This window comes from Robertmurraya sp. FSL W8-0741 (assembly GCF_038004005.1).
Classification (GTDB): domain Bacteria; phylum Bacillota; class Bacilli; order Bacillales; family Cytobacillaceae; genus Robertmurraya; species Robertmurraya siralis.
Map to the genome: position 1 here is coordinate 1005302 of NZ_JBBOQG010000001.1, position 24787 is coordinate 1030088.

General features: G+C 39.9%; 25 protein-coding genes and 1 tRNA gene. 23 read left to right on the top strand and 3 right to left on the bottom strand.

Annotated features, from left to right (window positions below):
- Positions 1 to 22 precede the first annotated feature (22 nt).
- The 18 genes from NST02_RS04775 (at position 23) to NST02_RS04860 (ending at position 16360) form a co-directional block, all read left to right on the top strand.
- Positions 23 to 973, top strand: coding sequence for a nucleoside recognition domain-containing protein (locus tag NST02_RS04775; protein ID WP_137744370.1), 951 nt, complete (start codon positions 23 to 25; stop codon positions 971 to 973).
- Positions 963 to 1619, top strand: a complete 657-nt coding sequence (gene ppaX, locus NST02_RS04780) for a pyrophosphatase PpaX (RefSeq protein ID WP_137744369.1) — start codon at positions 963 to 965, stop codon at positions 1617 to 1619. The genes NST02_RS04775 and ppaX overlap by 11 nt, the downstream gene beginning before the upstream one ends.
- Positions 1612 to 2148, top strand: coding sequence for an acyltransferase (locus NST02_RS04785; protein WP_137744368.1), 537 nt, complete (start codon positions 1612 to 1614; stop codon positions 2146 to 2148). The genes ppaX and NST02_RS04785 overlap by 8 nt, the downstream gene beginning before the upstream one ends.
- Before the next feature lie 536 nt (positions 2149 to 2684).
- Entirely contained in the window at positions 2685 to 3863 is a 1179-nt protein-coding gene (locus NST02_RS04790) for an ATP phosphoribosyltransferase regulatory subunit (RefSeq protein ID WP_212933729.1), read from the top strand.
- 2 nt (positions 3864 to 3865) lie between these two features.
- A complete protein-coding gene (hisG, locus tag NST02_RS04795) occupies positions 3866 to 4501 on the top strand; it encodes an ATP phosphoribosyltransferase (protein ID WP_137744366.1) in 636 nt (211 codons plus the stop codon).
- Between the two features lie 25 nt (positions 4502 to 4526).
- A complete protein-coding gene (gene hisD / locus NST02_RS04800; RefSeq protein WP_137744394.1) occupies positions 4527 to 5792 on the top strand; it encodes a histidinol dehydrogenase in 1266 nt (421 codons plus the stop codon).
- Positions 5793 to 5809: 17 nt separating this feature from the next.
- Complete coding sequence (gene hisB, locus NST02_RS04805; RefSeq protein ID WP_095310507.1) at positions 5810 to 6397, top strand: imidazoleglycerol-phosphate dehydratase HisB; 588 nt, start codon at positions 5810 to 5812, stop codon at positions 6395 to 6397.
- Positions 6398 to 7033, top strand: coding sequence for an imidazole glycerol phosphate synthase subunit HisH (gene hisH / locus NST02_RS04810; RefSeq protein ID WP_137744365.1), 636 nt, complete (start codon positions 6398 to 6400; stop codon positions 7031 to 7033).
- Positions 7030 to 7758: a 1-(5-phosphoribosyl)-5-[(5-phosphoribosylamino)methylideneamino]imidazole-4-carboxamide isomerase gene (hisA, locus tag NST02_RS04815; RefSeq protein WP_137744364.1), complete on the top strand. Its 729-nt coding sequence runs from the start codon at positions 7030 to 7032 to the stop codon at positions 7756 to 7758. Before hisH ends, hisA begins: the two co-directional genes overlap by 4 nt.
- Positions 7759 to 8517, top strand: a complete 759-nt coding sequence (gene hisF / locus NST02_RS04820; RefSeq protein WP_137744363.1) for an imidazole glycerol phosphate synthase subunit HisF — start codon at positions 7759 to 7761, stop codon at positions 8515 to 8517.
- Positions 8514 to 9155, top strand: coding sequence for a bifunctional phosphoribosyl-AMP cyclohydrolase/phosphoribosyl-ATP diphosphatase HisIE (gene hisIE, locus NST02_RS04825; RefSeq protein WP_137744362.1), 642 nt, complete (start codon positions 8514 to 8516; stop codon positions 9153 to 9155). The genes hisF and hisIE overlap by 4 nt, the downstream gene beginning before the upstream one ends.
- A 265-nt stretch (positions 9156 to 9420) precedes the next feature.
- Entirely contained in the window at positions 9421 to 10890 is a 1470-nt protein-coding gene (locus tag NST02_RS04830) for a tetratricopeptide repeat protein (protein WP_137744361.1), read from the top strand.
- 170 nt (positions 10891 to 11060) lie between these two features.
- Entirely contained in the window at positions 11061 to 12011 is a 951-nt protein-coding gene (gene trxB, locus NST02_RS04835; protein ID WP_137744360.1) for a thioredoxin-disulfide reductase, read from the top strand.
- 483 nt (positions 12012 to 12494) lie between these two features.
- A complete protein-coding gene (locus NST02_RS04840; RefSeq protein ID WP_137744359.1) occupies positions 12495 to 12953 on the top strand; it encodes an NUDIX hydrolase in 459 nt (152 codons plus the stop codon).
- 220 nt (positions 12954 to 13173) lie between these two features.
- The gene (gene rapZ / locus NST02_RS04845) at positions 13174 to 14067 is read left to right on the top strand and encodes an RNase adapter RapZ (protein WP_137744358.1); all 894 of its coding nucleotides are present in this window, start codon (positions 13174 to 13176) and stop codon (positions 14065 to 14067) included.
- Entirely contained in the window at positions 14064 to 15047 is a 984-nt protein-coding gene (locus NST02_RS04850) for a gluconeogenesis factor YvcK family protein (protein ID WP_137744357.1), read from the top strand. The genes rapZ and NST02_RS04850 overlap by 4 nt, the downstream gene beginning before the upstream one ends.
- A 50-nt stretch (positions 15048 to 15097) precedes the next feature.
- On the top strand, positions 15098 to 16042 hold the full coding sequence (gene whiA / locus NST02_RS04855; RefSeq protein ID WP_137744356.1) for a DNA-binding protein WhiA: 945 nt from the start codon (positions 15098 to 15100) through the stop codon (positions 16040 to 16042).
- Positions 16043 to 16105: 63 nt separating this feature from the next.
- Positions 16106 to 16360 (top strand): HPr family phosphocarrier protein, encoded by a 255-nt coding sequence (locus NST02_RS04860; RefSeq protein WP_095310398.1) that lies wholly within the window; start codon positions 16106 to 16108, stop codon positions 16358 to 16360.
- An 825-nt stretch (positions 16361 to 17185) separates the two neighbouring features.
- On the opposite strand, the gene clpP is transcribed toward NST02_RS04860, so the two are convergent.
- The gene (gene clpP, locus NST02_RS04865) at positions 17186 to 17815 is read right to left on the bottom strand and encodes an ATP-dependent Clp endopeptidase proteolytic subunit ClpP (protein WP_268951605.1); all 630 of its coding nucleotides are present in this window, start codon (positions 17813 to 17815) and stop codon (positions 17186 to 17188) included.
- A gap of 295 nt (positions 17816 to 18110) precedes the next feature.
- On the opposite strand from clpP, the gene NST02_RS04870 reads away from it, so the two are divergent.
- From NST02_RS04870 to NST02_RS04880, 3 genes are all read left to right on the top strand, one after another.
- A tRNA-Arg gene (locus NST02_RS04870) sits at positions 18111 to 18182 on the top strand.
- Between the two features lie 1083 nt (positions 18183 to 19265).
- Positions 19266 to 20243: a hypothetical protein gene (locus NST02_RS04875; RefSeq protein ID WP_340948228.1), complete on the top strand. Its 978-nt coding sequence runs from the start codon at positions 19266 to 19268 to the stop codon at positions 20241 to 20243.
- A 289-nt stretch (positions 20244 to 20532) separates the two neighbouring features.
- Positions 20533 to 21540, top strand: a complete 1008-nt coding sequence (locus NST02_RS04880; protein WP_340948229.1) for an aminoglycoside phosphotransferase family protein — start codon at positions 20533 to 20535, stop codon at positions 21538 to 21540.
- A gap of 116 nt (positions 21541 to 21656) precedes the next feature.
- Here NST02_RS04880 and NST02_RS04885 read toward each other — a convergent pair whose 3' ends face one another.
- Positions 21657 to 22244, bottom strand: coding sequence for an ImmA/IrrE family metallo-endopeptidase (locus NST02_RS04885; RefSeq protein ID WP_340948230.1), 588 nt, complete (start codon positions 22242 to 22244; stop codon positions 21657 to 21659).
- A gap of 78 nt (positions 22245 to 22322) precedes the next feature.
- Entirely contained in the window at positions 22323 to 22943 is a 621-nt protein-coding gene (locus NST02_RS04890; RefSeq protein WP_340948231.1) for a helix-turn-helix domain-containing protein, read from the bottom strand.
- A 422-nt stretch (positions 22944 to 23365) separates the two neighbouring features.
- On the opposite strand from NST02_RS04890, the gene NST02_RS04895 reads away from it, so the two are divergent.
- Positions 23366 to 23854, top strand: coding sequence for a sigma factor-like helix-turn-helix DNA-binding protein (locus tag NST02_RS04895; RefSeq protein ID WP_212933717.1), 489 nt, complete (start codon positions 23366 to 23368; stop codon positions 23852 to 23854).
- Positions 23855 to 24273: 419 nt separating this feature from the next.
- Complete coding sequence (locus NST02_RS04900) at positions 24274 to 24615, top strand: phage scaffolding protein (RefSeq protein WP_340948232.1); 342 nt, start codon at positions 24274 to 24276, stop codon at positions 24613 to 24615.
- Positions 24616 to 24787 lie beyond the last annotated feature (172 nt).

The window sequence follows — 24787 nt, forward strand, 5'->3', positions numbered from 1 at the left end:
TCTAAGAAAGAGGAGAAGGATTATGATAGTTCAATCGCTAACGAAAGGTTTAAAGGTCGGGCTGCAGACAGTGTGGTCGCTAGGAAAAATAATTTTTCCGGTCACATTGATTGTGACCGTTCTTCAGCATACGCCAATTCTTCCTTGGCTGAGCAAATTGCTCGCCCCGTTAATGAGTATATTTGGACTCTCCGGTGATGCGGCGATCCCCTTAGTGATCGGTAATTTTCTCAATTTATATGCAGCAATTGGAGCGATCCTTACGCTCGATTTAACAGTGAAAGAGGTTTTTATTATTGCTGTTATGCTATCCTTTTCCCATAATATGCTAGTGGAGTCAAGCGTCGTGACAAGGGTTGGAGTGAAGCTCTGGATTGCCCTTGTCGTTCGCATTGGGCTTGCACTGATAGCGGCGATTGTGATTAATCTTGTCTGGAAAGGCGGGGACCAGCTTGCACAGTATGGTCTTATTCAGGCATCGGAACAAGAAACGGTATCTGGAATATGGGGCATCGCTGTTGATGCGGTGCAAAAGGCAGGGCTTGGCATCCTTCAGCTTGCTATCATCGTCCTACCGTTAATGATCGTCATACAAATATTAAAGGATTTAAAATGGCTCGATAAGTTTTCAAAATGGATGGCACCGTTCACCCGAGTGGTAGGAATGAAACCAAATACGTCTACTACTCTAGCTGCTGGTCTTTTATTTGGCTTGGCTTATGGTGCGGGTGTAATGATTCAGGCTGTAAAAGAAGATGGGGTAAGCAAGAAGGATGCAACGCTTGCTGTTATTTTTTTAGGAGCCTGCCATGCGGTAGTAGAGGATACGCTTATTTTTGCCCCATTAGGAATTCCTATTTTGCCACTGTTGCTTATTCGTTTAGCAATGGCAGTCCTCCTAACGGCGGTCGTGGCATTTTATTGGAATCGACTAGAGATTGCGCGCAGAAAGGAAACCACATATGAATTCTAAGATCACAACATTATTATTTGATTTAGACGGGACATTAATCGATACAAATGAGCTAATTATTCAATCATTTTTACACACTTTAGAGCAATATTATCCAGGAGCTTATAAAAGGGAAGATGTTCTGCCTTTTATGGGGCCAACTTTAACGGAAACGTTCGCTTCGATGAATGCGGAAAAAGTGGAAGAAATGACTAATGTATATCGAACTTTCAATATTGCCCATCATGACGACCTTGTGACTGAATTTGAAGGCGTGCGAGAAACGGTTGCTGTCCTTAAAGAAAAGGGATTTAAATTGGGGATTGTTACAACAAAGCGCTTAGCAGTCGTAGAAAAAGGGCTACGATTAACAAAGCTTGAGAGCTATTTTGACGTCGTTGTTGCTCTTGATCATGTTACAAAGGCTAAGCCCGATCCAGAGCCCATTGTAAAGGCGCTGGCTCAGCTTGATTCTATACCAGAAGAAGCGATGATGATCGGCGATAATTTTCACGATATTGTCGGTGGGAAAAATGCTGGCACAAAAACTGCTGGTGTAGCATGGTCATTAAAAGGCAAGGCTTTCTTGGAACAGTATGATCCGGATTTTATGCTTGAGCATATGAGTGATTTATTTGAAATATTAGGAGTAAATGAGCATGCGTAAAACGACCCGTTATCCTGTCGAAGGAGCCAATTCCTTATGGCATGTCTATAAAACGGTTCCCTTTTGGAAGGTTGTGAAAAATTTCATCGTCATCCAATTAGCGCGCTATACCCCTTTTCTCGGAATGAAAAATTGGCTTTATCGAACTTTTTTACGCATGAAGGTTGGGGAGGAAACTTCTTTTGCTTTAATGGTTATGCTCGATGTTATGTTCCCAGAGAAGATCAGTGTTGGGAGAAATACAGTCATTGGCTACAATACAACGATTTTAGCTCATGAATATTTGATTAAAGAGTACCGTCTCGGTGAAGTCCATATCGGAAGCGAAGTGATGATCGGCGCTAATTCTACCATTCTGCCAGGAGTGACAATTGGAGATGGTGCCTTTGTCTCAGCAGGGACACTCGTTCATAAGGATGTTCCGGCGGGAGCCTTCGTTGGTGGAAACCCGATGAAGGTCATCTATACAAAGGATGAACTGGCCGAGAGATGGGCAGACGATCCAATTTACGGGAAGCAGCAAAAGTAGAAAAATGGTGTTCCGCACGTAGATCGATAAAACGTAATAAAGACCAATAAAATTAAATTTAGACCGATATCCGTCCAAACGACTTGTGCTGCATTTATCTTACCTCTAAAAAAGTGGTAACTTTCGTGCGAGAAGAGGTATTTCTAGTTATTTGCGCCAAAATTTTAGAGGAGTTTGTCTGTTTCGCCGGTAAATTGGTAAAAGCGCCGATAAATTTGATTTTTCGCCGATATAATCAAAAAAGCGCCGATATATTTCAGTTTTCGCCGATATATCAATTAAACCGCCGATATATGCCTTTTCAGGTAAAATTGACAAGACTCCACCAGCAGGTTGTATGGCTTAACCTGCTGAAATTCGACAAGAAGATGTCCTTTTTAAAGGGACATCTATTTTTTTCCTCTTTTCTCTCCTCTTTTAATCATTTGAACAATCACGTGTTGACGTGAAGGGACAGGAGGAGTAAACTACATATAACTTCAATTTGATAATACATTAGCGAACTAAAGCATCAGGAGCAAAAAGGTGGGAATGGGATGAGTCAACTGTTTATGTTTGAGAAGCCTTTGGGAATGCGAGATACCTTGCCTGAACTATATGAAGCAAAAAGTCAGGTGCAGGATGCGATTGAATCGGAAATGAAATTATGGGGCTATCAGTTTATGGATACGCCTGCGTTAGAATATTACGATACAGTTGGAACAGCATCAGCGATATTAGATCAACAGCTTTTTAAGCTTCTTGATAATCAAGGCCATACGTTAGTTTTGCGTCCAGAAATGACGACGCCGATTGCGAGAGTTGCAGCTTCCAAGTTATTGCAGGAGAATCTTCCATTAAGGCTTGCCTATTCAGCCAGTGTATTCCGCGCACAGCAGCGTGAAGGTGGAAGACCTGCGGAATTTGAACAAATTGGTGTTGAAGCCATTGCAGATGAGTCTGTCAGTGCTGATGGGGAAGTAATTGCTTTAATGGTGTCAGCTTTACGGGAAGCAGGCATTAAAAGCTTTCAAATTTCGGTAGGCCATATTGCTTTTGTGCAAGAATTGTTTCTGCAAATTCTAGGAACTGAGGAACGGGCACAAGCATTAACAAAATTTTTATACGAAAAAAATTTTGTTGGCTATCGAGAACATGTGAAGAGTTTAAATCTATCCTCGATCGATAAGCAGCGTCTATTGGATTTTTTGAAGCTTAGAGGCGGTGAAGAGGTAATAGAACGAGCGCTTTGTTTAATTGAAAACGAAAAAGGAAGAGAAGCGATTCAGAAGCTGAAACAACTGTGGGATATTGTCGTTGATTACGGTGAACAAGCCAATTTGAAACTCGATTTAACGCTCGTTAGTCATATGAGTTATTATACGGGGATTTTGTTTGAGGTTTATGCTGATAAGGTTGGATTCCCAATTGGAAATGGGGGAAGATACAATCTCCTCCTTGAGAAATTTGGCAAAACAACGGGAGCGACAGGTTTTGCCTTGAGATTGGATCGTATCCTTGAGGCGTTGGGAGAACTGAAAAAAGAGGTCACGACCGAGTGTGTTTTATTTAGCGGGGAAAGGCGCAAGGAAGCTTTTCAACTGGCTAAAGCTAAGCGAGGACAAGGAATTAAGACCCTTTTACAGGATATTCAAGGGGTTCGAAATATTGATGAATTTACCGGCCAATTCGCTGAAGTAACCTTTTTAATAGGAAAGGCTGGAAAGGGGTCGTGAAAATGGAAGATTTGATCACAATCGCCATGCCGAAGGGGAGAATTTTTGAGGAGGCAGCAGAGCTGTTGCGTCAAGCTGGTTATCAGCTACCACCTGAATTTGAGGATTCACGAAAGTTGATTATTGATGTGGAGAAAGAAGGTTTTCGCTTTATTCTTGCAAAGCCGATGGATGTACCTACCTATGTGGAGCATGGGGTTGCTGATTTGGGAATTGCCGGGAAGGACGTTATGCTCGAAGAGGAAAGAGATGTTTATGAATTGCTAGATTTAAATATTAGTGAATGCTATTTAGCGGTCGCAGGACTGCCGAATACGAAAATGAATGATGTTGCACCAAAGGTTGCGACGAAGTATCCAAATGTTGCTGCGCGTTATTTCAGAGAGCAAGGGGAGCAGGTAGAAATTATCAAGCTGAATGGTTCGATTGAGCTTGCCCCTCTAATTGGTCTCGCCGATCGCATTGTTGATATCGTTTCAACTGGGAGAACTCTTATTGAAAATGGCCTTGTCGAGTATGAACGAATGATGACTATCACATCGCGCTTAATTGTTAATCCAGTTAGCTATCGTATGAAGGACGAGCAAGTGAATGAACTGGTTGAAAGAATTGCCGAAGTCATTGAACGAAAAGGCTAGAGTGCTAGAGAAAGGAAGTAGCAGGATGAAAATAAAAAGAGTGTCTGAGTTTGTTTCTATTAAAAGGACCGTTGAAAACGGAACGGACGAACAGCTTCTTGCTGTCAAAGCAATCATCGGAAATGTAAAAAAAGACGGAGATTCAGCTATCCGCATCTATACACAACAGTTTGATGGAGCTTCTCTGGAGTCTTTTACTGTTACAGTTGACGAAATGGCTGAAGCCTATGGGGATATCGATAAAGAAATGGTTTTGATCATGCAGGAAGCTGCTGAAAACATTCGCTCTTATCATCAAAAGCAATTGCGCTCATCGTGGATGACGACAGAAGAAAATGGAACAATTCTTGGTCAAAAGATAACGCCACTTGATTCGGTTGGTGTGTACGTACCAGGAGGAACAGCTGCATATCCCTCTTCGGTATTAATGAATGTTATGCCTGCTAAAGTTGCGGGAGTCGAACGAATCGTTATGGTGACACCGCCGAATCAAAATGGGAAAATTCCAGCAGCTGTTTTGGTTGCCGCTCACCTAGCAGGAGTGAAGGAAATTTATAAAATTGGCGGAGCTCAGGCAATTGCCGCTCTTGCCTACGGGACAGAGACAATTCGTCCTGTCGATAAGATTACCGGCCCTGGAAATATATTTGTAGCTCTTGCGAAGCGTGAAGTCTATGGAGATGTTGATATTGACATGATCGCCGGGCCAAGCGAGATTGCCATTCTTGCGGACGATATGGCGAGAGCAAATGAGGTGGCGGCTGATTTATTATCACAAGCGGAGCATGATGAACGTGCTTCAAGCGTGCTGGTCACAACCTCTGAATCATTGGCGCAAAAAGTAGCGGCAGAAGTGGCAAAACAGCTTGCTGAGCTGCCAAGAAAGGACATCGCTGCTAAAGCGATTGCTGACTTTGGGGCGATCTATCTTGCCCGTGACATGAATGAGGCTGTAAAAGCGGTCAATGAGTTAGCGCCAGAGCATCTTGAAGTAATCACAGAAAATCCTATGGAATTGCTAGGTAAAATTAAGCATGCAGGGGCTATTTTTATCGGACGGTTCAGCTCTGAGCCGGTCGGCGACTATTTTGCGGGAACGAATCATGTTTTACCGACAAATGGAACAGCAAGGTTTTCGAGTCCTTTAAGTGTGGAAGATTTTCAAAAAAAATCGAGCATCATTATGTATAGTGAGGCAGCACTAAAAGAAAATGGGGCAAAAATTGCCACTTTTGCAAGAGAAGAGGGGCTGGAAGCACATGCTCGTGCTGTGGAGGAACGTCTGAAATAATGGAGGCGAATGAAAAAATGGACAGAATTTCAAATATTACGCGTAAAACGAATGAAACGAATATTGAGCTTGCTTTAAACATAGATGGACAGGGAATTTCTAAGCTTGAAACAGGCGTCCCTTTTATGAGTCATATGCTTGATTTATTTACGAAACATGGGCAGTTTGATTTACATATCCAAGCTGACGGTGATACAGAAGTCGATGATCACCATACAACGGAGGATATTGGGATTTGTCTCGGACAGGTATTAAAGGAAGCGCTCGGTGACAAAAAAGGGATTAAACGTTATGGAAATGCATTTGTGCCAATGGATGAAGCTCTTGCTCAAGTGGTCGTTGATTTAAGCAATCGTCCTCACTTAGAAATGCGGGCAGAATTTCCAAGTCAAAAGGTGGGAACATTTGATACAGAGCTTGTCCACGAATTTCTGTGGAAGCTTGCGCTAGAAGCAAGAATGAATTTACATGTGATCGTTCATTATGGTCAAAATACACACCATATCATTGAAGCGATTTTTAAAGCTTTAGGAAGGGCATTGGATGAAGCAACTACCATTGATCCGAGAATAAAAGGAATACCCTCGACAAAGGGGATGTTATAAATGATCGGCATTATTGATTATGGAATGGGTAATTTATTCAGTGTCAGCAAAGCGATGGAGCGGCTTGGAGTCGAATATTTTGTATCCGAGGATAGAAAGGAGTTAGCAGGGGCAGATGCTCTTATTTTACCAGGAGTCGGCTCTTTTAAAGATGCGATGGAGCGTTTAAATGAGACGGGTTTATCCGAAATGGTAAAACAGTATGCCGGTTCGGGAAAGCCAATGCTTGGCATTTGCTTAGGCATGCAGCTTTTATTTGCGCAGAGTGAAGAAAATGGGCTGACTGATGGGTTGGCGCTTCTTCCTGGAAAAGTGATTCGTTTTTCAGGGGAAAAAGCTGGCACGCCTTATAAAGTACCCCATATGGGCTGGAATCGCTTGCGTTTTATTAATAAGTCTCCGATTATCAGCGGAATTAGCGAGGATTTTGTTTATTTTGTCCATTCTTATTATGTCAGTACAGAGGAGCGTAAGGTTGTGATTGCTGACTGTGAATATGATGTCGACGTTCCGGCAGTGGTAGGTAAAGGCAATGTGTATGGGATGCAGTTCCACCCTGAAAAAAGTGGGGGCCTTGGCATGAGTTTGCTGCAAAATTTTATACAATTAGCGAAGGAAAGGACGATCCAGTCATGACTTTTATAATATACCCAGCAATCGATATGCGCGGTGGGAAATGCGTTCGACTCCTTCAAGGGGATTACGACAAAGAAACGATATATGGAGATTCGCCATTTAAGATGGCGCAACGGTTTGTTGAGCAAGGTGCCGCCTGGATTCATATGGTCGATTTAGATGGGGCAAAGGACGGCAAACGGATAAATGACCCGTTTGTACTAGAGGCAGCAAGGCTGAAAGTAAGGGTGCAAATAGGAGGTGGAATTCGCTCGGAATCAGATATCGTTCATTATCTTGAGAACGGCGTGGAACGGGTGATTATCGGAAGTGTGGCGATTTCCAATCCTGAATTTGCGATCGAAATGGTGAGAAAATATGGGCGCCAGATTGTGATCGGGCTTGATGCTAAAAACGGTTTTGTGGCAACACATGGATGGCTGCACACTTCAGAAATGAGGGCGGTCGATGTCGGAAAAAAATTTGCCGATGCTGGTGCGGAAACATTTATATTTACCGATATTGCCACTGATGGAATGTTATCAGGTCCCAATCTTGCTGCCGTTAATGAATTGGCACTAGAAACGAAAAAGGAAGTCATTGCCTCAGGAGGCGTGAGTCAGTTAGCAGATTTAGCTGCTTTAAAGGAATATGAAAAAAACGGGGTGCGCGGCGCAATTGTAGGCAAAGCACTTTATGAAGGAAAGTTTTCCGTGATAGAGGCTTTGCGGGAGGTGCAAAATTAGATGCTGACGAAAAGAATTATCCCTTGTCTTGATGTGAAAGAAGGGCGGGTTGTAAAAGGAATTCAATTTGTGGAGCTTCGCGATGCAGGGGATCCCGTAGAATTGGCGCGATTTTATGATCAACAAGGGGCAGACGAGCTTGTCTTTTTAGATATTTCTGCTTCCCATGAAGGAAGAAAAACAATGGTTGAGGTTGTAAACGAGGTCGCTTCAGAATTGGCTATTCCTTTTACAGTAGGGGGCGGCATCAATTCCTTAGCGGATATGAAACGGATGTTGCGAGCTGGAGCGGACAAAGTTTCATTGAATACGGCCGCTGTTTTGCGTCCTTCACTTATTACGGAGGGAGCGAGTTTTTTTGGTGCTCAATGCATGGTTGTGGCGATTGATGCAAAATTTGATCCGGAGCTTGGTTCATGGAGAGTTTATACTCATGGTGGAAGAAAAGCGACTGATTACGAGGTCATTGCCTGGGCGAAGGAAGCGGTACGTCTTGGTGCAGGAGAAATCCTGCTAACGAGTATGGATTGCGATGGTGAGAAGGATGGCTTTGATCTGGCCCTGACGAGAGCTGTCAGTGAAGCAGTCACTGTTCCAGTCATTGCCTCTGGAGGAGCAGGAAATGCAGCGCATTTTGTCGCAGCTTTTCGGGACGGATTAGCAGATGCCGCCTTGGCTGCTTCTATTTTTCATTATAAAGAAACATCGGTAGAAGAGGTAAAGACATTTTTAAAAAGTGAAGGTGTGAATGTGAGATGAATATCGATAACTTAAAGTTTGATGACGCAGGCCTCATTCCAGCAATCGTTCAGGACGCCATGACAAAGGAAGTTCTCACCCTTGCTTATATGAACCGGGAGTCTTTAAAGAAATCAATAGAAACGAAGGAAACGTGGTTTTTCAGTCGCTCCCGTCAGGAGTTGTGGCATAAGGGGGGAACGAGCGGAAACACGCAGACGATTACGGAGATTAAATTTGATTGTGATCAAGATGCTCTCGTCGTTCTTGTTGAACCGAAAGGACCGGCATGCCATAACGGGACTACAAGCTGCTTTGCTGAAAGTTTGTATGGAGTAACGCATGAGCCCTCTAGCACTCTTGCGGACTATCAAATTTTACACTCCCTTCAGGAAGTCATTCATCAGCGGGAAAAGGCACGTCCAGAGGGAGCTTATACGACGTACCTATTTGAAAAAGGCGTTGATAAAATTCTTAAAAAAGTGGGCGAAGAGTCGGCAGAAGTCATTATCGCAGCAAAAAATCGTGATACTGAAGAGCTGAAATGGGAAGCAGCTGACTTGATGTATCATTTGCTCGTTTTGCTGGAAGAACAAAAGCTCCCTTTTACAGAAGTATTAAAGGTCCTTCGCAAACGGCACGAAGGGACGGATAAATAGGTAAAAAAGAGCAAAGTAGGTCTCCTATTTATCATTCTTATCTACAAGATTTTCAGTCTGTTTTTCAATTACATCGACATATAACTATATTACTAATATAACAATGAGCAAATTATTATTTGAAAAAGGGAATTCAAGGGAGAAGAACTCATAATCTGTAAATTTTGGCAGTGCCTGTGAGGGATAAGTCTGGTAAACACCTTACCAAAAGGCTCGTTTGTATGATATACTTCTTTGGTATATCTTGAGATAGATGGAGGATTTCATGAGTAAAGACTCTAAAGCAACAAAAACAACAGGAACATTGCTGTCGTTCACTCCGACTGGTGAGTATTATTTTGCAAAAGGATTAAAGGCTTACCAACGTCGAGATCATCATAAGGCAATAAAATATTTAGAGCGTGCGATGGAACTTGAGCCAGGGGAACCGATGATTGCTTGTCAATTGGCGATTATTTTATCAGAAAATGCTCAGTATACAGAAGCTAATCGTCTCCTTCATATGATTTTGGAGGAATGGGATGAGCAGATGATCGAATGTCACTATTTTCTTGCCAATAATTACGCCCATCTCGGTTTATTTAAAGATGCGTTCAACCACGCTTCATTATATATGCAGTTAGAAGGGGATGGGGAGTTCGCAGAGGATGCGGAAGATTTGTTGGACCTTTTAATGCTTGAAGGTGAAGAATTGGAAGAGGATTTGTATGAGCAGGATGACTTAATTTCGAAGCAGGAGGAAGCAAGGGAACTGCTTGAAACAGGAGAATTTCAAAAAGCAGCAGTCCTTCTTAAAGAAGTGATTGAGAAGTTTCCAGAATATTGGTCTGCTTACAATAATCTTGCATTGGCTTATTATTATTTAGGAGAGCCGCAGAAAGCGGATCGCATCCTAGATGAAGTATTAGAGAAAAATCACGGCAATTTGCACGCTCTTTGCAACAAAGCGGTGTTTGCTTGCTACGAGAACGATTGGTATTCCGTGAAAAAATATAAAGAGGTTTTAGAAAAAATTAAGCCATTATCCTCGGAGCATCAATTTAAGCTTGGTACGACGTTTGCATTAATCGGCGATTACGAAATGGCCTATTCTTGGCTAAAAAGGCTTTATAAGCAGGGATTTGAAGGGGAGGGTCCTTTTTACTATTGGCTTTCATATTCTGCTTATTATACAGGAAGATTGCAAACGGCTGAAAAGAGCTGGCTGCGGGTTATTCAAATGAATCCGGAAAAAGAAGGTCAAGAGCCGTGGAATAATGAAACAAAACTCTATACTGGAGAAGCGATCAAAAAACAACTAGCAAGTGAACAACTGGAAGAAAGGCTTTTTGGGCTATTTTTAACATCGCTATCAGATGATAAAGAAGAGCTTCTGTCATCATACACTGGCACGACAACCTTAGAAAATGAATATGTACAGTACCTTTTTAAAGAGGAAGGTCGTGCCCCGCTAGCACATAATATAGCTAGTCAATTTTACAGCTTTCATCACCCTACAGATGAAGCTGATCTGTATAAGATGTGGTTTTCGATTGCAAGTGTGATGACTGAAAATCCATCTCTTCCGAAAAATGAGAAAGCCTATGCTTCCGCTGTCGATTATGTTTGGAGAAAGCTTCGTCAAGAAAGAATTTCTCAGCAAGCACTGGCAGAGCAATATGGCTTGTCTGTTACGACGATGAAAAAATACGTAAAAATTGTTACCCAGCTATTGGAGGAATTAAATCGGGCCTAAGGGACCGATTTTTTTCTATTTTCGAATCTCGGCTGACCTTGTTACCTCAGTTTGCATAGAAGAAATTGAGCATAAATATGGACGATGCCGCCATTATTTTATAGGATATGGTTAGTTAGGAAATACTATTCATGTTAATGGGATGCTACTTAAAGGAGTGGGATACTACTATGTCTGATGAAAAAATATATGATGTTATTATTATTGGTGCCGGACCGGCGGGAATGACCGCTGCTGTTTATACATCTCGTGCTAATCTTTCCACGTTGATGATTGAGAGGGGAATTCCTGGTGGTCAAATGGCGAATACGGAAGAAGTGGAGAATTATCCTGGCTATGACCACATTTTAGGGCCAGATTTATCAACGAAAATGTTCGATCACGCGAAGAAATTTGGGGCTGAATATGCCTATGGGGATATTAAAGAAGTGATCGATGGAGAAGAATACAAAACAATAAAAGCAGGTTCGAAAGAATATAAAGCTCGTGCTGTCATCATTTCTGCCGGAGCTGAGTATAAAAAAATCGGCATTCCTGGCGAAAAAGAGCTTGGTGGACGGGGAGTCTCTTACTGTGCTGTCTGTGACGGTGCGTTCTTTAAAGAAAAGGAATTATTAGTAGTTGGGGGCGGTGATTCGGCCGTTGAGGAAGGCGTTTATTTAACTCGCTTTGCTTCAAAGGTGACAATCGTGCATCGCCGTGACGAATTAAGAGCACAAAAAATCCTTCAACAACGTGCTTTTGATAATGAAAAAATTGATTTCATTTGGAATCATACAGTGAAGGAAATCCATGAGAAAGATGGGAAAGTCGGCAGTGTCACCCTTGTTTCAACAGAAGACGGAGCAGAGCGAGAGTTCAAGACAGACGGTGTTTTTGTCTACATTGGCATGATTCCTTTATCAAAGCCATTTGAAAACCTCGGAATTACAAATGAGAATGGCTATATTGTGACAAATGAAAAAATGGAGACAAGTGTGCCGGGAATTTTTGCCGCTGGGGATATCCGCGAAAAAATGCTTCGCCAAATTGTTACCGCCACTGGGGACGGAAGTATTGCAGCCCAAAGTGCACAGCATTATGTAGAAGAGTTGCAGGAATCTTTAAAAGCAAAAGCATAATACGGACTTTTGGGGAAAAATGGGGTTAATGGCGTTTCTTTCTTTTTAACAAACAAAAAAATCGCTATAACTTACCAAATGCGTCAGAATTTACAAAACGTTACTCCCTTTTAATTCTATTGTAACAGTAGTGAAATAAACATTCGTTATGATAAGAATAGAAATTGACCCCCTTTTAAAATATATACACTTGGACGGCACAAGGAAACTTGTGCTCTTTTTTTTTATTTGGCTTTGTTTTATGTGATTTTTTTCGATCATGATTCCATGAAAATGAAATCAGAGGATCGTTCAATGGAGCTTTTATCACTAAAACAATGCCTTAAATGTGACATGTTGCTTGTCTTTTTTGTTTGAGAACCCCTATTCATTGTGGGGATTTGTTAAAAATAGTATAATCAAGTGAAGGGATTGGATTGAGTAATTTTCACAGAGGTTGAGGGAAATTCATAATGATGTGGTGTGAAGTCAGAGGTGGAAAAAATGCAGCGGGTTACTAATTGTGTACTTTTAAAAGACAATAAAGTGTTGTTATTACAAAAGCCGAAACGAGGATGGTGGGTTGCGCCAGGTGGGAAAATGGAACCGGGTGAATCAGTCCGTGATTCCTGTATTCGTGAATTTAGAGAAGAAACAGGCATTTACTTAAAAAACCCTCATCTTAAGGGGATTTTTACCTTTATTATGAAGGATGGAGATCAGGTCTTATCGGAGTGGATGATGTTTACTTTTTTTGCGGAGAATGCAGATGGAATTCATTTAGAGGAATCGGAAGAGGGCAAGCTAGCATGGCATCCTCTTGAGGAAATCAAAAAATTACCAATGGCAGAGGGAGATTATCATATATTGGATTATATGGTGCAAGGGCAAGGGATTATTTACGGCACCTTTACTTATACAGAGGATTTTAAACTTCTGCAATACCGCTTAGACCCAAGCTAAAAGGAGAAATGGCACTATCCTTTTTAGCATTCTCAGCATATTTTATTAGAAATCGTGCTGGTCATTCCCTTCAACCGTTGTGAAATTTACTCAAAATTAATTCTATCGAAGTTAAGTAAAACTTTGTAGAAAACATAATCTATACGAGATAAACCTGAAAAATAGACTTACCATAACTACAAACGGCACTCGATTGAAAGAAGTGAATGGGGGAATGTATATGAGTACCGGAGCAGTTAATGATACACAAATGGTCATTATTACGGGAATGTCAGGTGCAGGAAAAACAGTTGCGATTCAAAGCTTTGAAGATCTTGGCTTTTTTTGTGTAGACAATTTACCGCCAACATTATTGCCTAAGTTTCTTGAACTAATGAAAGATTCGGGCAGCAAAATGAACAAGGTTGCCTTGGTGATGGATTTGAGGGGAAGAGAATTCTTTGACCATTTGTTTAGAGCGCTAGATGAACTAGCAGAAACCTCTTGGGTGGCGCCACAAATCTTGTTCTTAGATGCGGATGACAGCTGCCTCGTTCGAAGATATAAAGAAACTAGAAGATCCCATCCTCTTGCTCCATCAGGTTTGCCTCTTGAAGGAATTCAGTTAGAAAGAGAGCTGTTAGAAGAGTTAAAAGGGAGAGCTCAAATCATCTATAATACTTCAAAACTAAAGCCGAAGGAACTGCGTGAACGGATTATCCAAGAATTCTCTGCCAATAAAAAGTCAACTTTTACTGTCAATGTTATGTCTTTCGGATTTAAGCATGGGATTCCCATCGATGCAGATTTAGTTTTTGACGTACGTTTTCTACCCAACCCTCATTATATCGACCATATGCGGCCGAAGACGGGACTTGATGAAGAGGTTTACAACTATGTTTTAAAGTGGAATGAGACGAATAAGTTTTTAGAAAAGGTTACGAGCTTACTAAGCTTTATGCTCCCTCATTATAAACGCGAAGGAAAATCACAGCTTGTGATTGCAATTGGCTGTACAGGTGGACAGCACCGTTCTGTTGCCTTAACGGAATACCTGGCTCGTTACTTTGAAAAGGACTACCATACTCGTGCTTCTCACCGAGATATTGAAAGGAGAAAGGAAAAAACAACATGACCAAAAACGGACAGCCCAAAATTGTCATCATCGGAGGCGGAACCGGCTTGCCTGTGTTATTAAGAGGATTGAAAAAGTATCCCCTTGATATAACGGCTGTCGTGACAGTAGCCGATGACGGAGGAAGCTCTGGACGTTTAAGGGATGATTTGGATATCCCTCCACCAGGTGATATCCGCAATGTTTTAGCAGCCTTATCCGACGTAGAGCCACTGATTGAAGAGATGTTTCAGCATCGTTTTAAGACGTCAAATGAACTTTCAGGCCATTCTCTTGGCAACCTGATTCTCGCTGCCATGACATCGATTACAGGTAATTTTGTTCATGCAATCCAAGAAATGAGTAAAGTGTTAAATGTAAATGGACGGGTCTTGCCGGCGGCTGCCGAAAGTGTGATTCTGCATGCAGAAATGGAGGATGGAACGATTGTCTCAGGTGAGTCTAAAATTCCTTATTCAGGAAAGAGAATAAAGCGTGTTTTTTTAACTCCAGAGATTGCCCATCCATTGCCAGAGACAGTTCATGCGATTAGACAGGCGGACTTGATTATTATTGGTCCTGGCAGTCTGTATACGAGCATTTTGCCTAATCTTCTCGTACCTAAATTGGGACAAGAAATATGCCGAGCTAGGGCGAAGAAAGTATATATATGCAATCTTATGACCCAAGCAGGGGAAACATTAGATTATACGGCAAGCGACCATGTAAAAGCTTTATATGATCATATGAAGAGCAGATTTTTAGACACGATTTTAGTGAATAGTGAAAACATCCCGAGCTCGATTTTAGAGCGTTATAGCGAGGAGTATTCAAAGCCTGTTCACTTCGATTTTACTCAATTATATGAACTGGGGCTTGAAGTAGTGCAAGGCGAGATCATGACCTTGGAGAATGGTGTCATTCGCCATGATACGAAAGAAGTCGCCAATATTTTATATTCAATCTTATTAAATGAAACCAAAAAGAGATTTAAAGCGTAAATAAGTGAATCCGTGTTGATTCAGTTTGTTGTGCTTTAGGGGGTATAGGGATGTCATTCGCTTCAGAAACAAAGAAGGAGCTAACAAACTTAGAATTAAAGGATTGTTGTGGCAAGGCTGAATTATCAGCCCTGATTCGAATGAATGGCTCCTTATCCTTCTCCAATCGTAAGCTTGTTGTAGATGTTCAAACGGAAAACGCTGCCATTGCTAGAAGAATTTACACATTACTGAAGAAAAATTACAATGCACAAGTCGAATTATTAGTTCGAAAGAAAATGCGGCTCAAAAAGAATAATGTGTATATCGTAAGGCTTTCACAGCAAGCGAAAGAAATATTAGAGGATTTAAAAATTCTTCAAGAAGGGTTCGTATTTGCCCATGATATTTCCAAGGAATTAGTGAAAAAGAAGTGCTGCAAGCGCTCCTATCTCCGTGGTTCATTTCTTGCCGGAGGTTCTGTTAATAATCCGGAGACGTCTTCCTACCATTTAGAGATCGCTTCTTTGTACAAGGAACATAATGATGCCTTATGTGAATTAATGAATTCCTTTGAGTTAAACAGCAAAACATTAGAACGGAAAAAAGGCTATATCACCTATTTAAAGGAAGCGGAAAAAATTACGGAGTATTTAAATATCATCGGTGCTCATAATGCATTGTTAAAATTTGAGGACATCCGCATCGTACGAGATATGAGAAATTCCGTTAATCGTCTAGTTAATTGTGAAACAGCGAATTTGAATAAAACGATTGGAGCAGCGTTAAGGCAAGTGGAAAATATTCGTTTCATTCAAGAAACAGTCGGCTTAGATATTCTGCCAGATAAATTACGAGAAATTGCTGAACTGCGAGTTGCCTATCAAGATGTTACGTTAAAAGAACTGGGAGAAATGGTTTCGGGCGGTCAAATCAGTAAATCCGGCATTAACCATCGTCTTAGAAAAATTGACGAAATTGCTGAAAAGCTAAGAGCTGGTGAACCAATTCAATAAATGTTGAAGTTCATTTTTATATAGAGAAAAAAAGAGAGAGACTTTTCAGGGAGGAAGAAGGATATGGTAGAGAAAAAAGTCGAAGTCAAATTAAAGACGGGGTTGCAGGCACGTCCAGCTGCCTTGTTTGTCCAAGAAGCTACACGTTTCTCATCAGATATCTACATCGAAAAAGACGGCAAGCAAGTCAATGCTAAAAGCATTATGGGGCTTATGAGCCTCGCCATTAATTCCGGCGCAAATATTACCCTAATCGCTGAAGGCAGCGACGAACAAGAGGCGCTAGAAGCACTCGCCACATACGTGCAACAGGATTAAACACTTGATTGAGGGGTCTAAATAACGGAAAGAAGCTGCAAGAAGCGATGCTGACGGCAGCTTCTTTTTTGTGCAGCGGGCAGAAAATTAAACCGGCGAATCTCTGCAGCACAAGCACCCTGTCCCTGCTTTATCGCTCCCACAGCTCCCTTTACAATCCTATTTTCCGCCTGACGGAGCATTAATTAGTATTTGATTATGCGGAGAAAAGAATCGGAGTGTGTCTTGATGGAGCGTTCATGAGGATGTAATTAAGCGGAAAGTATCGGAGTGTGTCCTCATGAGGTGTTCAAGAGGACAAGAAAAGAGAAAAAAGGGAAAATGGTGTCCGCATGAGGTGTTCATGAGGACAGGAAAAGGGAAAAAGGGGAAAATCGTGTCCGCATGGAGCGTTCATGAGGACAGGAAAAGGGAAAAAAGGGAAGAGCGTGTCCGCATGGAGCGTTCATGAGGACAGAAAAAGAGGAAAAAGGGAAAATGGTGTCTGCATGAGTCGTTCATGAGGACAGGAAAAGGGAAAAAAGGGAAGAGCGTGTCCGCATGGAGCGTTCATGAGGACAGGAAAAGAGAAAAAAGGGAAAATGGTGTCCGCATGGAGCGTTTATGAGGACAAAAAAGAGGAAAAAAAGGGAAAACTCGTGTCCGCATGGAAAGGGAGAAGGGCTAATAGCGTCTGCTCCCTATCATGCAAAAAGCTGAAACGGCTTGAATACAAGACATTTTAGAAAGAATCATATATGAGGTTTTTATCAACGCATAAAAAAGACTGTTTCCATCAAGCGTAGTTTTAAATCGCTTAATGGAAACAGTCTTTCAATTACAAAGTTATTTTTTTTCGTTTAATGTGTTGCGAGTAATGATATGGTCTACTAGGCCGTATTCTTTAGCTTTTTCAGCAGTCATGAAGTTGTCGCGATCCGTATCCTTCGCGATAACATCAAGCGGTTGACCTGTACGCTCAGATAGAATCGTATTAAGTTTTTCACGAAGGAATAAAATGCGTTTTGCTGCAATCTCGATTTCCGTTGCTTGCCCTTGAGCACCACCAAGCGGTTGGTGAATCATGACTTCAGCGTTTGGAAGAGCGTAACGCTTACCTTTTTCACCAGCTGCTAATAGGAAAGCACCCATGGAAGCAGCCATACCGATACAAATTGTTTGCACATTAGGCTTTAAATACTGCATCGTATCATAAATCGCCATACCAGCAGTGATACTGCCACCTGGGCTGTTAATGTAAAGAGTGATATCCTTTTCAGGGTTTTCAGCTTCTAAGAAAAGTAATTGAGCAACAATGGAGTTAGCGACATTATCATCAATCGCACTTCCAAGCATAATGATGCGATCTTTTAAAAGGCGGGAATAAATGTCATACGCACGTTCACCACGATTAGTCTGTTCAATAACTGTAGGGATCAAATTCATTTTATGTTCCTCCTTTAAATGGTTATAAATTCTGTCAGAGAATCTGTAAAAACAAAAGTATGCACCTTTAAGACAAATACTACTGTTATGTAAGTTATGATACACTGATAGTCAAAAAAGGTCAAACAATTCGATTGGATCTTGAGCAAGATTTCTTCGACTTTTTTCACCATTAAAAAATATGTATTGTCCACTTCTCATCATAACCAAACTGAAATGATTTAAACACAACGGATTGTAAGGGCGATGAGAATTTTCTCACTTGAAAAACAGGCAGACATGGCATATAATAGGGAAGCGTCCAAAATTGGCGCATCGTTAATTTGCCCTCGTGGTGCAACGGATAGCACGTAAGATTCCGGTTCTTAAAATGGGGGTTCGATTCCCTCCGAGGGCGTACTGTATGTTTTAGAGAGTTAGATTAAAAAGCGTCAATCCCAATAGTATCAAGGGATTGACGCTTTTTTGCTTTTTGTGGAATCCTAATAAAAACATGAGTTTTCGAAATCATTTTGTATTTTTTGCATTTTTTCCATTTGATTTTTAAGCTTCAATCAGTTGTTCGGGTGAATAATACATCCAGTATTTATTTCACTGCTTATAAATTTTGATGGTGTTTGAAAAGAATTATGAAATAAAAAAATAGAGGAACTACCTCTATCCATTAATAAAACAAGTAATAAGGTTGATTTGCATAATAGGCATAACAATCAGGTCTACAGTTACAAAGTCTTGGTCTGCCAAGATCGTCATAACAAGTGTCGCAGCACCATTGCATGAAATGGTGGTGTAAAGGATGAACAAAAACCACAAGCAATCACCTCAATATATTTAATAGTTAATTAATTTTATGAATTTATTGAGGATCAAGTACTGTAGGTTCAAGCCTGTTTACAGAAAATCCGATAAAAATTAATAACACTCAGCGTTGGGTTCAATCGGTAATTGATCTGCTATTTTGGGTTCTACACAACAATGACGAAGCTAAACTTGTCTTTCGAAAATTATTTCCATCGTCAGACCTGACCAGCTGCAGCATAAGGAGGACTTATTAGTTATTTTTAGCCTCCAACTTTCCTTTGCATCGTTATGGATAATTGTATGGTCATCCTCTTTCTGTTTTCCAGTTGACTCACCTACATGTATAGCAAATTTATAAAAAATTACTTCTCACTGATGTTTACTAAAAAGCTTACTGACCCTATCGAAGTTTATTCGAACATGAGATGCTTATTTAATAAACATAATGAAAAAAGTTATATAGGTATAAATGCAATGTCAAGTATGAAAAGAATTGTCCTTGCTACGGCACAGATCATTCCAAGAAAATCCTTTTCAAAGGATATAAGCCGAGTTTTTATAACAAAGGTAAGCAAGGAGTTTCGCTATAGACACAAAATACAAAACTAAAATCCACCAATAAGCTTTATTTGATATAAAATTATTATTAACAAACTGGCCAGTTTTACGGAGGGATAACATGAAAAGAACTCTTTACTCTTTTTGTATAAAAGGGGATGTGAATGCAGCTTACGACTATTTACAAAACATAAATTCTAACAAAGAAACAGAAAAATTAAAGCAGAAATACTACAACCGCTTTTATTCAGGTAAACCAATCTTTCGATATAAGACAAAGGATACTTGGATTAAAAGTGTTATAAAGACTTATAACGAATATTTTATTTTCGTGTTAACGAATAAAAAAAGTAGAGTTGAAGCAGAGGAATCTTTGAGGGAAAACTTATTAAAACTACTATTAAACTACAATGGCGCAAAGGACATAGATTCCATTGAAGCTAGGCTAGCTCAGGAATTTAAATTAAGAGGGTATTATTTTTTAGGAGGAATTACCCCACCTTTTAGAGGTCCATACATATGGGGGAAAGAAGAAATCGTTGAGTATGAAGTAAATCTACCAGATAGGACGAAAAAAGTTAAAGTTCATTTTATGTCTGATTTTATCATGCTGAGTTGGTTGCATTTTGCCACATTTGGAGGTAGATCTGCTGGAGGCTGGGCAACCAATAACGGCTTATTTTGTGTAAAAGAGAGATATGAAAAGATTTTAAATAAGCCTGATTTTACTATCTCTTATCTTGCTCATGAAGCTCAACACTTAGCTGATTATGAGGATTATCCATCCCTATGCTCTAGAGATTTAGAATATCGAGCTAAGCTTGTTGAACTTATTTATCATCCTTTAAATCATAAAATTTTGATGAAAAAGTTTATAATGGATGCTGATAATAATAGGACTAACCCTCATCCATATGCAAACTTTATCATTTGTAATAATCTGTCACAGATGATATTTAATCAAAATCAAATGAGTGATCCGAAAGAATGGGCTAAAGTGGACCCAAATACACTTAGTTGCTGTGCAACGGAATTACTTCAAAAACACACAGACTCCTTAAATAATAAAGGAAAACAACAAGTGGTAAGTATCATATAATGATATTTGTGTCACAGTACGAAGATGTTATGCCGGAAATATAAAGTTGTCAAAATAGCAAGAGAGCGAAAGCGTTGTTCCCTTGTGGATTTTTACCAAAGTTCCCAACAATAAAAGCTTGTGGCACCACATGCATTAGGTGTAATTGTTGAGGGTGTAGCTGTAGAAGCAGGGACACTAGATGAGAAAGATGCAAGAAGAGTTAGTGCAAGACCAATTTTAATTAAGCTTTTTTTCATGAAATTGGTGACGATTTGCAAAAGGACCTTAAATCGAAAGAGGGAATAATATGACTTCAAAAATTATCTTTGCATCCAATAAACTAGGTACATTAGAAGATCAACAAATACAGGATATGCTAAGTAAGTTCAATTTGGGGAAGCTTGTTTCTTTTAAAAAAACTGACCATGGAGCAATGGGGCAAACACTGTTTGTAACATCGAATAAAGGAAATTATGTTTTTAAAGGGAACCCACTTTATGAAGGCCAATTGATAGAGGAAAGATACTTTATTAAAGAAATGGATAAGCGAACTGATACCGTTGTTCCAGCCCCTTACATCATTGATGACTCGAATGAGATTTTCGGCTGGAGTTATGCGATTATGCCAAAATTAAAGGGAGAGCATTTAAATTCCGAAATATTGAAAAATAGTCTAAAAAAAGAAGATAAATTAAAGATAGCTGAATCAATAGCTGAAACACTACGTTCATTTCACGAGTGGAGGGTTAATGAATGTGGAGAACTAAATGTTCAAGATTTTACTATTACTCCGTTTAGAGATTCTTATCCAAAATGGCTTTTTAATAGAATTCGCTACTGGTTAGACGATGCGAAAAAGTACTCAAAAATTTCCAATCAAGATATAGCTTGGGTGGAAAAATTATTAGTTGATTCTGAGGAAAACTTTAAGGCATTTTCCAGCCCTACATTCGTAATGGGGGACTTTAAACCAGGGAATTTTTTAGTAGATGGTGTGGATGACTGGAAAGTAAGTGGTGTTTTTGATTTTACGAATTCTTATTTTGCAGACCCTATTTCAGATCTAATCAAAATGATAACCTATTATACAGATAACGATGAAGAGGAACTAGCAAAACATTTAGTGGACACGTATTTTAATAAGGTGGAAAATAGGGAAGATATAATGAAAAGATTAAAAGTACATATGCTTCATCAAAGGTTATTAGATTGGGGGAGCGCAAAAGCGACGAAAATGGTGACGTGGGATGATGATTTACCATTTTTTATGTGGGTCAAAACATATACGGATTTGATCGAAAATATCGTAGAATAATGAATAGATGCCCTGTAATCGAATAAATGCACATGAATGTTATCTTATTGACTTGAAAAGAAAATAAGTAAACAAAAGGGGCTTTTCGACAGCCCCAAATGTGCGCTATCAAACTATTACAAAAACCACTCGATGCTTCCCAGTCGTTCCTTCAGCAGTGCAAATCCATCGACTTTATGCTTGTGAGTGAGCTCTAATCGGTAGCTGGCAAACTCCTCGGTAACGACAAAATGATCAGCAATATCGGAGATCAATACGGGTTCACTAACAGCAGCTGCATACACTTGCTTTAAAAAAATGGCAGGCATGAGCAAATAAGCGGCCATTCTTTTTGCTTGGTTTTCCATTTTTGAGATAGAATGCTTGTCCAAATTTAATTGTGAAGCATAATGTGAATAGCAGTGGCAAAATTCCTCAGCGAGCAGTATTTTTTTCTCGACAGCGTCTAACTCTGAGCTTATATAAATAATCCCTCTTCTTGCCTTTGGCTTCGGAATGGAAAAGGCTCTCAGATGTTTAATCGCATCAAAGTCTATTTGCGGCTCCAAAAATTCAGAACTTAAAGGTTTCACTGAGACACCGTGTCTCCAGCAAATATCATATATGTCGATTTCATCGGGACTCTGATAATTAAAGTGGGAAAGCACCTTATTAGCACGTTGTTCCCAGTCATCAGTCTTTGTGATGCCATTCGTTAGTTGCATATATTCAACCCCTTAAATTTGAAAAACAGTTCATTTTTACCATAAATAGTTAAAAAGATACACGACCACTAGATCGTGTTAATCATCGATGTCACCAAACCCTTCTCCATATTCTTCTGCGTCGTCTTCAAGAAACATTTTTTTCATTTTGTAAAGCTTTATGAGCTCTTTGACTTTTCCTTCTGGATCTGAAGCGAGTTCATTGAAAAGGATCGGATGCTTCTTTAATTCGGCAAAAACTCGGAGTTCGTCCTGAGATAAGTTTAGCTCTTGACCAGCGACATTAGCGTTTGGCAGTCCGATAATCTTCTTTTTATCAATATCTAAAATATTTTCCAAGCTTTTCATTTGTTCTGCTGTTACATAGACATGGCCTCGTTTAAATTCTAAATATTGCTCGTCAGACATATTTAATTCGTCTCTAATCTTTGTGTAGTCAATAGCTTTTTCTTCAATAAAATTTTGTAGCTTCTTTGCAGCTTCCCGATTTAAAAAATATTTTTCTTCATCTCTACCCAGTAAATGGTCTGTGGTAACTCCATAAAAATCAGCAATTTTTTGTAGAGTCACATAATCTGGCTGTCTTTTATTTATTTCGTAGTGGGCATATGTACCACGACTTAGATGAAGCCTCTTAGACAGTTCTTCTTGGGACAGTCCGCGTTGATTCCGCAACCTTTTTAATCTATCTCCAAGCATCGATATTCCTCATTTCTGCATCAATTACCATGATTGTAGCAAATGGCTACAAAAAAAGCAATGCGATAAAGGGTCTTGACTGTAGCGAAACGCTACTGTATATTAAAAATCACTTAGTAGCAAAACGCTACAATCAAGGGAGGTGTGCTGAAAAGTCATAAAGAGTTAGCTCATCTTGATTTAATCACGAGTTGCAGCCTCAATGGAACTCGCTTTTTTTAAAATGGAAATGTAGCGAATTAGAACAATTTATGAGCGCTTTTAGGAACATCAATGTCAGCATGACGGCAAACGTGCTTGGGTGAAGGTGAGGGGAGAACGTTTTTTGAAAATAATCTTTGTCAACTGGGAATTTAAACAAAAAAGCGCACATGGAAAGAAACATGGTTTCCTATTATAAAAATTTTTTTAGGAGTGGTTTCATGCAGAATTGGACTGATAAATTAATCCAGGAATACGCTGAAGGGAAGCGACAGTTGAATAAGCTTCATAAAAAATTGAATAGTGAGGTACCTGAAGAAAGTGAGAAGAGAAAGATTGTGAGCGGCATGATCGAGGATATGGATTTTGTCATTGAATGGCTCGAGACCGGGAGACAACCGGGAATCATGCGTGGAGTCGACAAAAGAAGCATCTATCAAAAGCATTCTCTAGAAAGCATGGATATTATTCCGGATATTGCAGAACAATTAACAGCAAATGATAAGCCTTTGAGCATTCCGGCAGAGCAAAAAAAGGTGCTGATTGAAATTCTATCATCATTTTCATTACGTGAAAGGCAGTGCTATATCCTCCATGTGGCACAGGGATTGAGCATGCAAGAAATTGCTGAAGAAATTGGCTTAAAAAAGAGAACCGTGCAACAGTATATTGATCGGGCAAAAAAGAAAGTGGAGCAAATGGTTCCATGACGTACAAGTTGACGTACAAAGTCACTATTTATGAAAGGGTTAATAAATGGACGATTTTCTCTCGCTCACTTTTTCAAAAAAACGATGAAGTGATCGCCGTATCAAAGTGAGGTGGCATTGTACGGTCATTATGTGGACTAACTATCGATTGCGTTATTTTGGAGGCAGAGTTTCGAACATTTATTTGTTGCTCAATCTTTATGAATGACAGGAAAGGGTGATTTCTCGCGAGAATCAGCAGAGATTGTTTTAATAGGGATTTGCCCTTAATGACTGCTTCGGCAAATGAATAGATTAATAGAATACTAATCTTTTCAAAAGCACGACTTTCGTCATTTTAGCATTTATGGACGTTAACTATTAAAGCTGACCGTGGACGTAACCACGTAAAATAATCGTAGTCATGGGAGGCAAAGGATATGAAAAGAGGATTTCTTAAAGGTCTAGATCTTGAGAGGGCACAAATCGATTCCATTATGGCCGAATATGGAAAAATGGTTACTTTTTATAAGAGTAAGCTAAAGGAGCTGCAAAGGCGCTATGATGAAGATGAGAGAAGCTTTGAGGCAAAGCTGGAAGAAGTTCAACTAGTGCATGCTTTAAAGCTTGCTCTTAAAGGCAAGGTACATGATGCTGAACTTGTCATTGATCTCATCGACAAAGCAAAAATTGAATTAAGTGATGATGGGATCATCTCTAAAGGACTTGATGAGCAGATCAAAGAGCTGCAAAAATCAAAGTCCTTTTTGTTTGTACCTTAATTCCATTCTACACAGACTGGCGGAACGATACGGAAATGAAAAGGTTACGCTCAATATCGATTTTGAAAGCAGTGACAGCCGAAGCATGATGCGGTTCACATGGAAAATTGAATAATAATTTTACGCGGTAATGTCAAGCTCTGTATGTTGAGAAATGTTGCAGCAGATTACG

Coding starts and splice junctions, on each gene's coding strand:
- NST02_RS04775 (WP_137744370.1), top strand. CDS start 23: ATGATAGTTCAATCGCTAACGAAAGGTTTAAAGGTCGGGCTGCAGACA.
- ppaX (WP_137744369.1), top strand. CDS start 963: ATGAATTCTAAGATCACAACATTATTATTTGATTTAGACGGGACATTA.
- NST02_RS04785 (WP_137744368.1), top strand. CDS start 1,612: ATGCGTAAAACGACCCGTTATCCTGTCGAAGGAGCCAATTCCTTATGG.
- NST02_RS04790 (WP_212933729.1), top strand. CDS start 2,685: ATGAGTCAACTGTTTATGTTTGAGAAGCCTTTGGGAATGCGAGATACC.
- hisG (WP_137744366.1), top strand. CDS start 3,866: ATGGAAGATTTGATCACAATCGCCATGCCGAAGGGGAGAATTTTTGAG.
- hisD (WP_137744394.1), top strand. CDS start 4,527: ATGAAAATAAAAAGAGTGTCTGAGTTTGTTTCTATTAAAAGGACCGTT.
- hisB (WP_095310507.1), top strand. CDS start 5,810: ATGGACAGAATTTCAAATATTACGCGTAAAACGAATGAAACGAATATT.
- hisH (WP_137744365.1), top strand. CDS start 6,398: ATGATCGGCATTATTGATTATGGAATGGGTAATTTATTCAGTGTCAGC.
- hisA (WP_137744364.1), top strand. CDS start 7,030: ATGACTTTTATAATATACCCAGCAATCGATATGCGCGGTGGGAAATGC.
- hisF (WP_137744363.1), top strand. CDS start 7,759: ATGCTGACGAAAAGAATTATCCCTTGTCTTGATGTGAAAGAAGGGCGG.
- hisIE (WP_137744362.1), top strand. CDS start 8,514: ATGAATATCGATAACTTAAAGTTTGATGACGCAGGCCTCATTCCAGCA.
- NST02_RS04830 (WP_137744361.1), top strand. CDS start 9,421: ATGAGTAAAGACTCTAAAGCAACAAAAACAACAGGAACATTGCTGTCG.
- trxB (WP_137744360.1), top strand. CDS start 11,061: ATGTCTGATGAAAAAATATATGATGTTATTATTATTGGTGCCGGACCG.
- NST02_RS04840 (WP_137744359.1), top strand. CDS start 12,495: ATGCAGCGGGTTACTAATTGTGTACTTTTAAAAGACAATAAAGTGTTG.
- rapZ (WP_137744358.1), top strand. CDS start 13,174: ATGAGTACCGGAGCAGTTAATGATACACAAATGGTCATTATTACGGGA.
- NST02_RS04850 (WP_137744357.1), top strand. CDS start 14,064: ATGACCAAAAACGGACAGCCCAAAATTGTCATCATCGGAGGCGGAACC.
- whiA (WP_137744356.1), top strand. CDS start 15,098: ATGTCATTCGCTTCAGAAACAAAGAAGGAGCTAACAAACTTAGAATTA.
- NST02_RS04860 (WP_095310398.1), top strand. CDS start 16,106: ATGGTAGAGAAAAAAGTCGAAGTCAAATTAAAGACGGGGTTGCAGGCA.
- NST02_RS04875 (WP_340948228.1), top strand. CDS start 19,266: ATGAAAAGAACTCTTTACTCTTTTTGTATAAAAGGGGATGTGAATGCA.
- NST02_RS04880 (WP_340948229.1), top strand. CDS start 20,533: ATGACTTCAAAAATTATCTTTGCATCCAATAAACTAGGTACATTAGAA.
- NST02_RS04885 (WP_340948230.1), bottom strand. CDS start 22,244: ATGCAACTAACGAATGGCATCACAAAGACTGATGACTGGGAACAACGT.
- NST02_RS04890 (WP_340948231.1), bottom strand. CDS start 22,943: ATGCTTGGAGATAGATTAAAAAGGTTGCGGAATCAACGCGGACTGTCC.
- NST02_RS04895 (WP_212933717.1), top strand. CDS start 23,366: ATGCAGAATTGGACTGATAAATTAATCCAGGAATACGCTGAAGGGAAG.
- NST02_RS04900 (WP_340948232.1), top strand. CDS start 24,274: ATGAAAAGAGGATTTCTTAAAGGTCTAGATCTTGAGAGGGCACAAATC.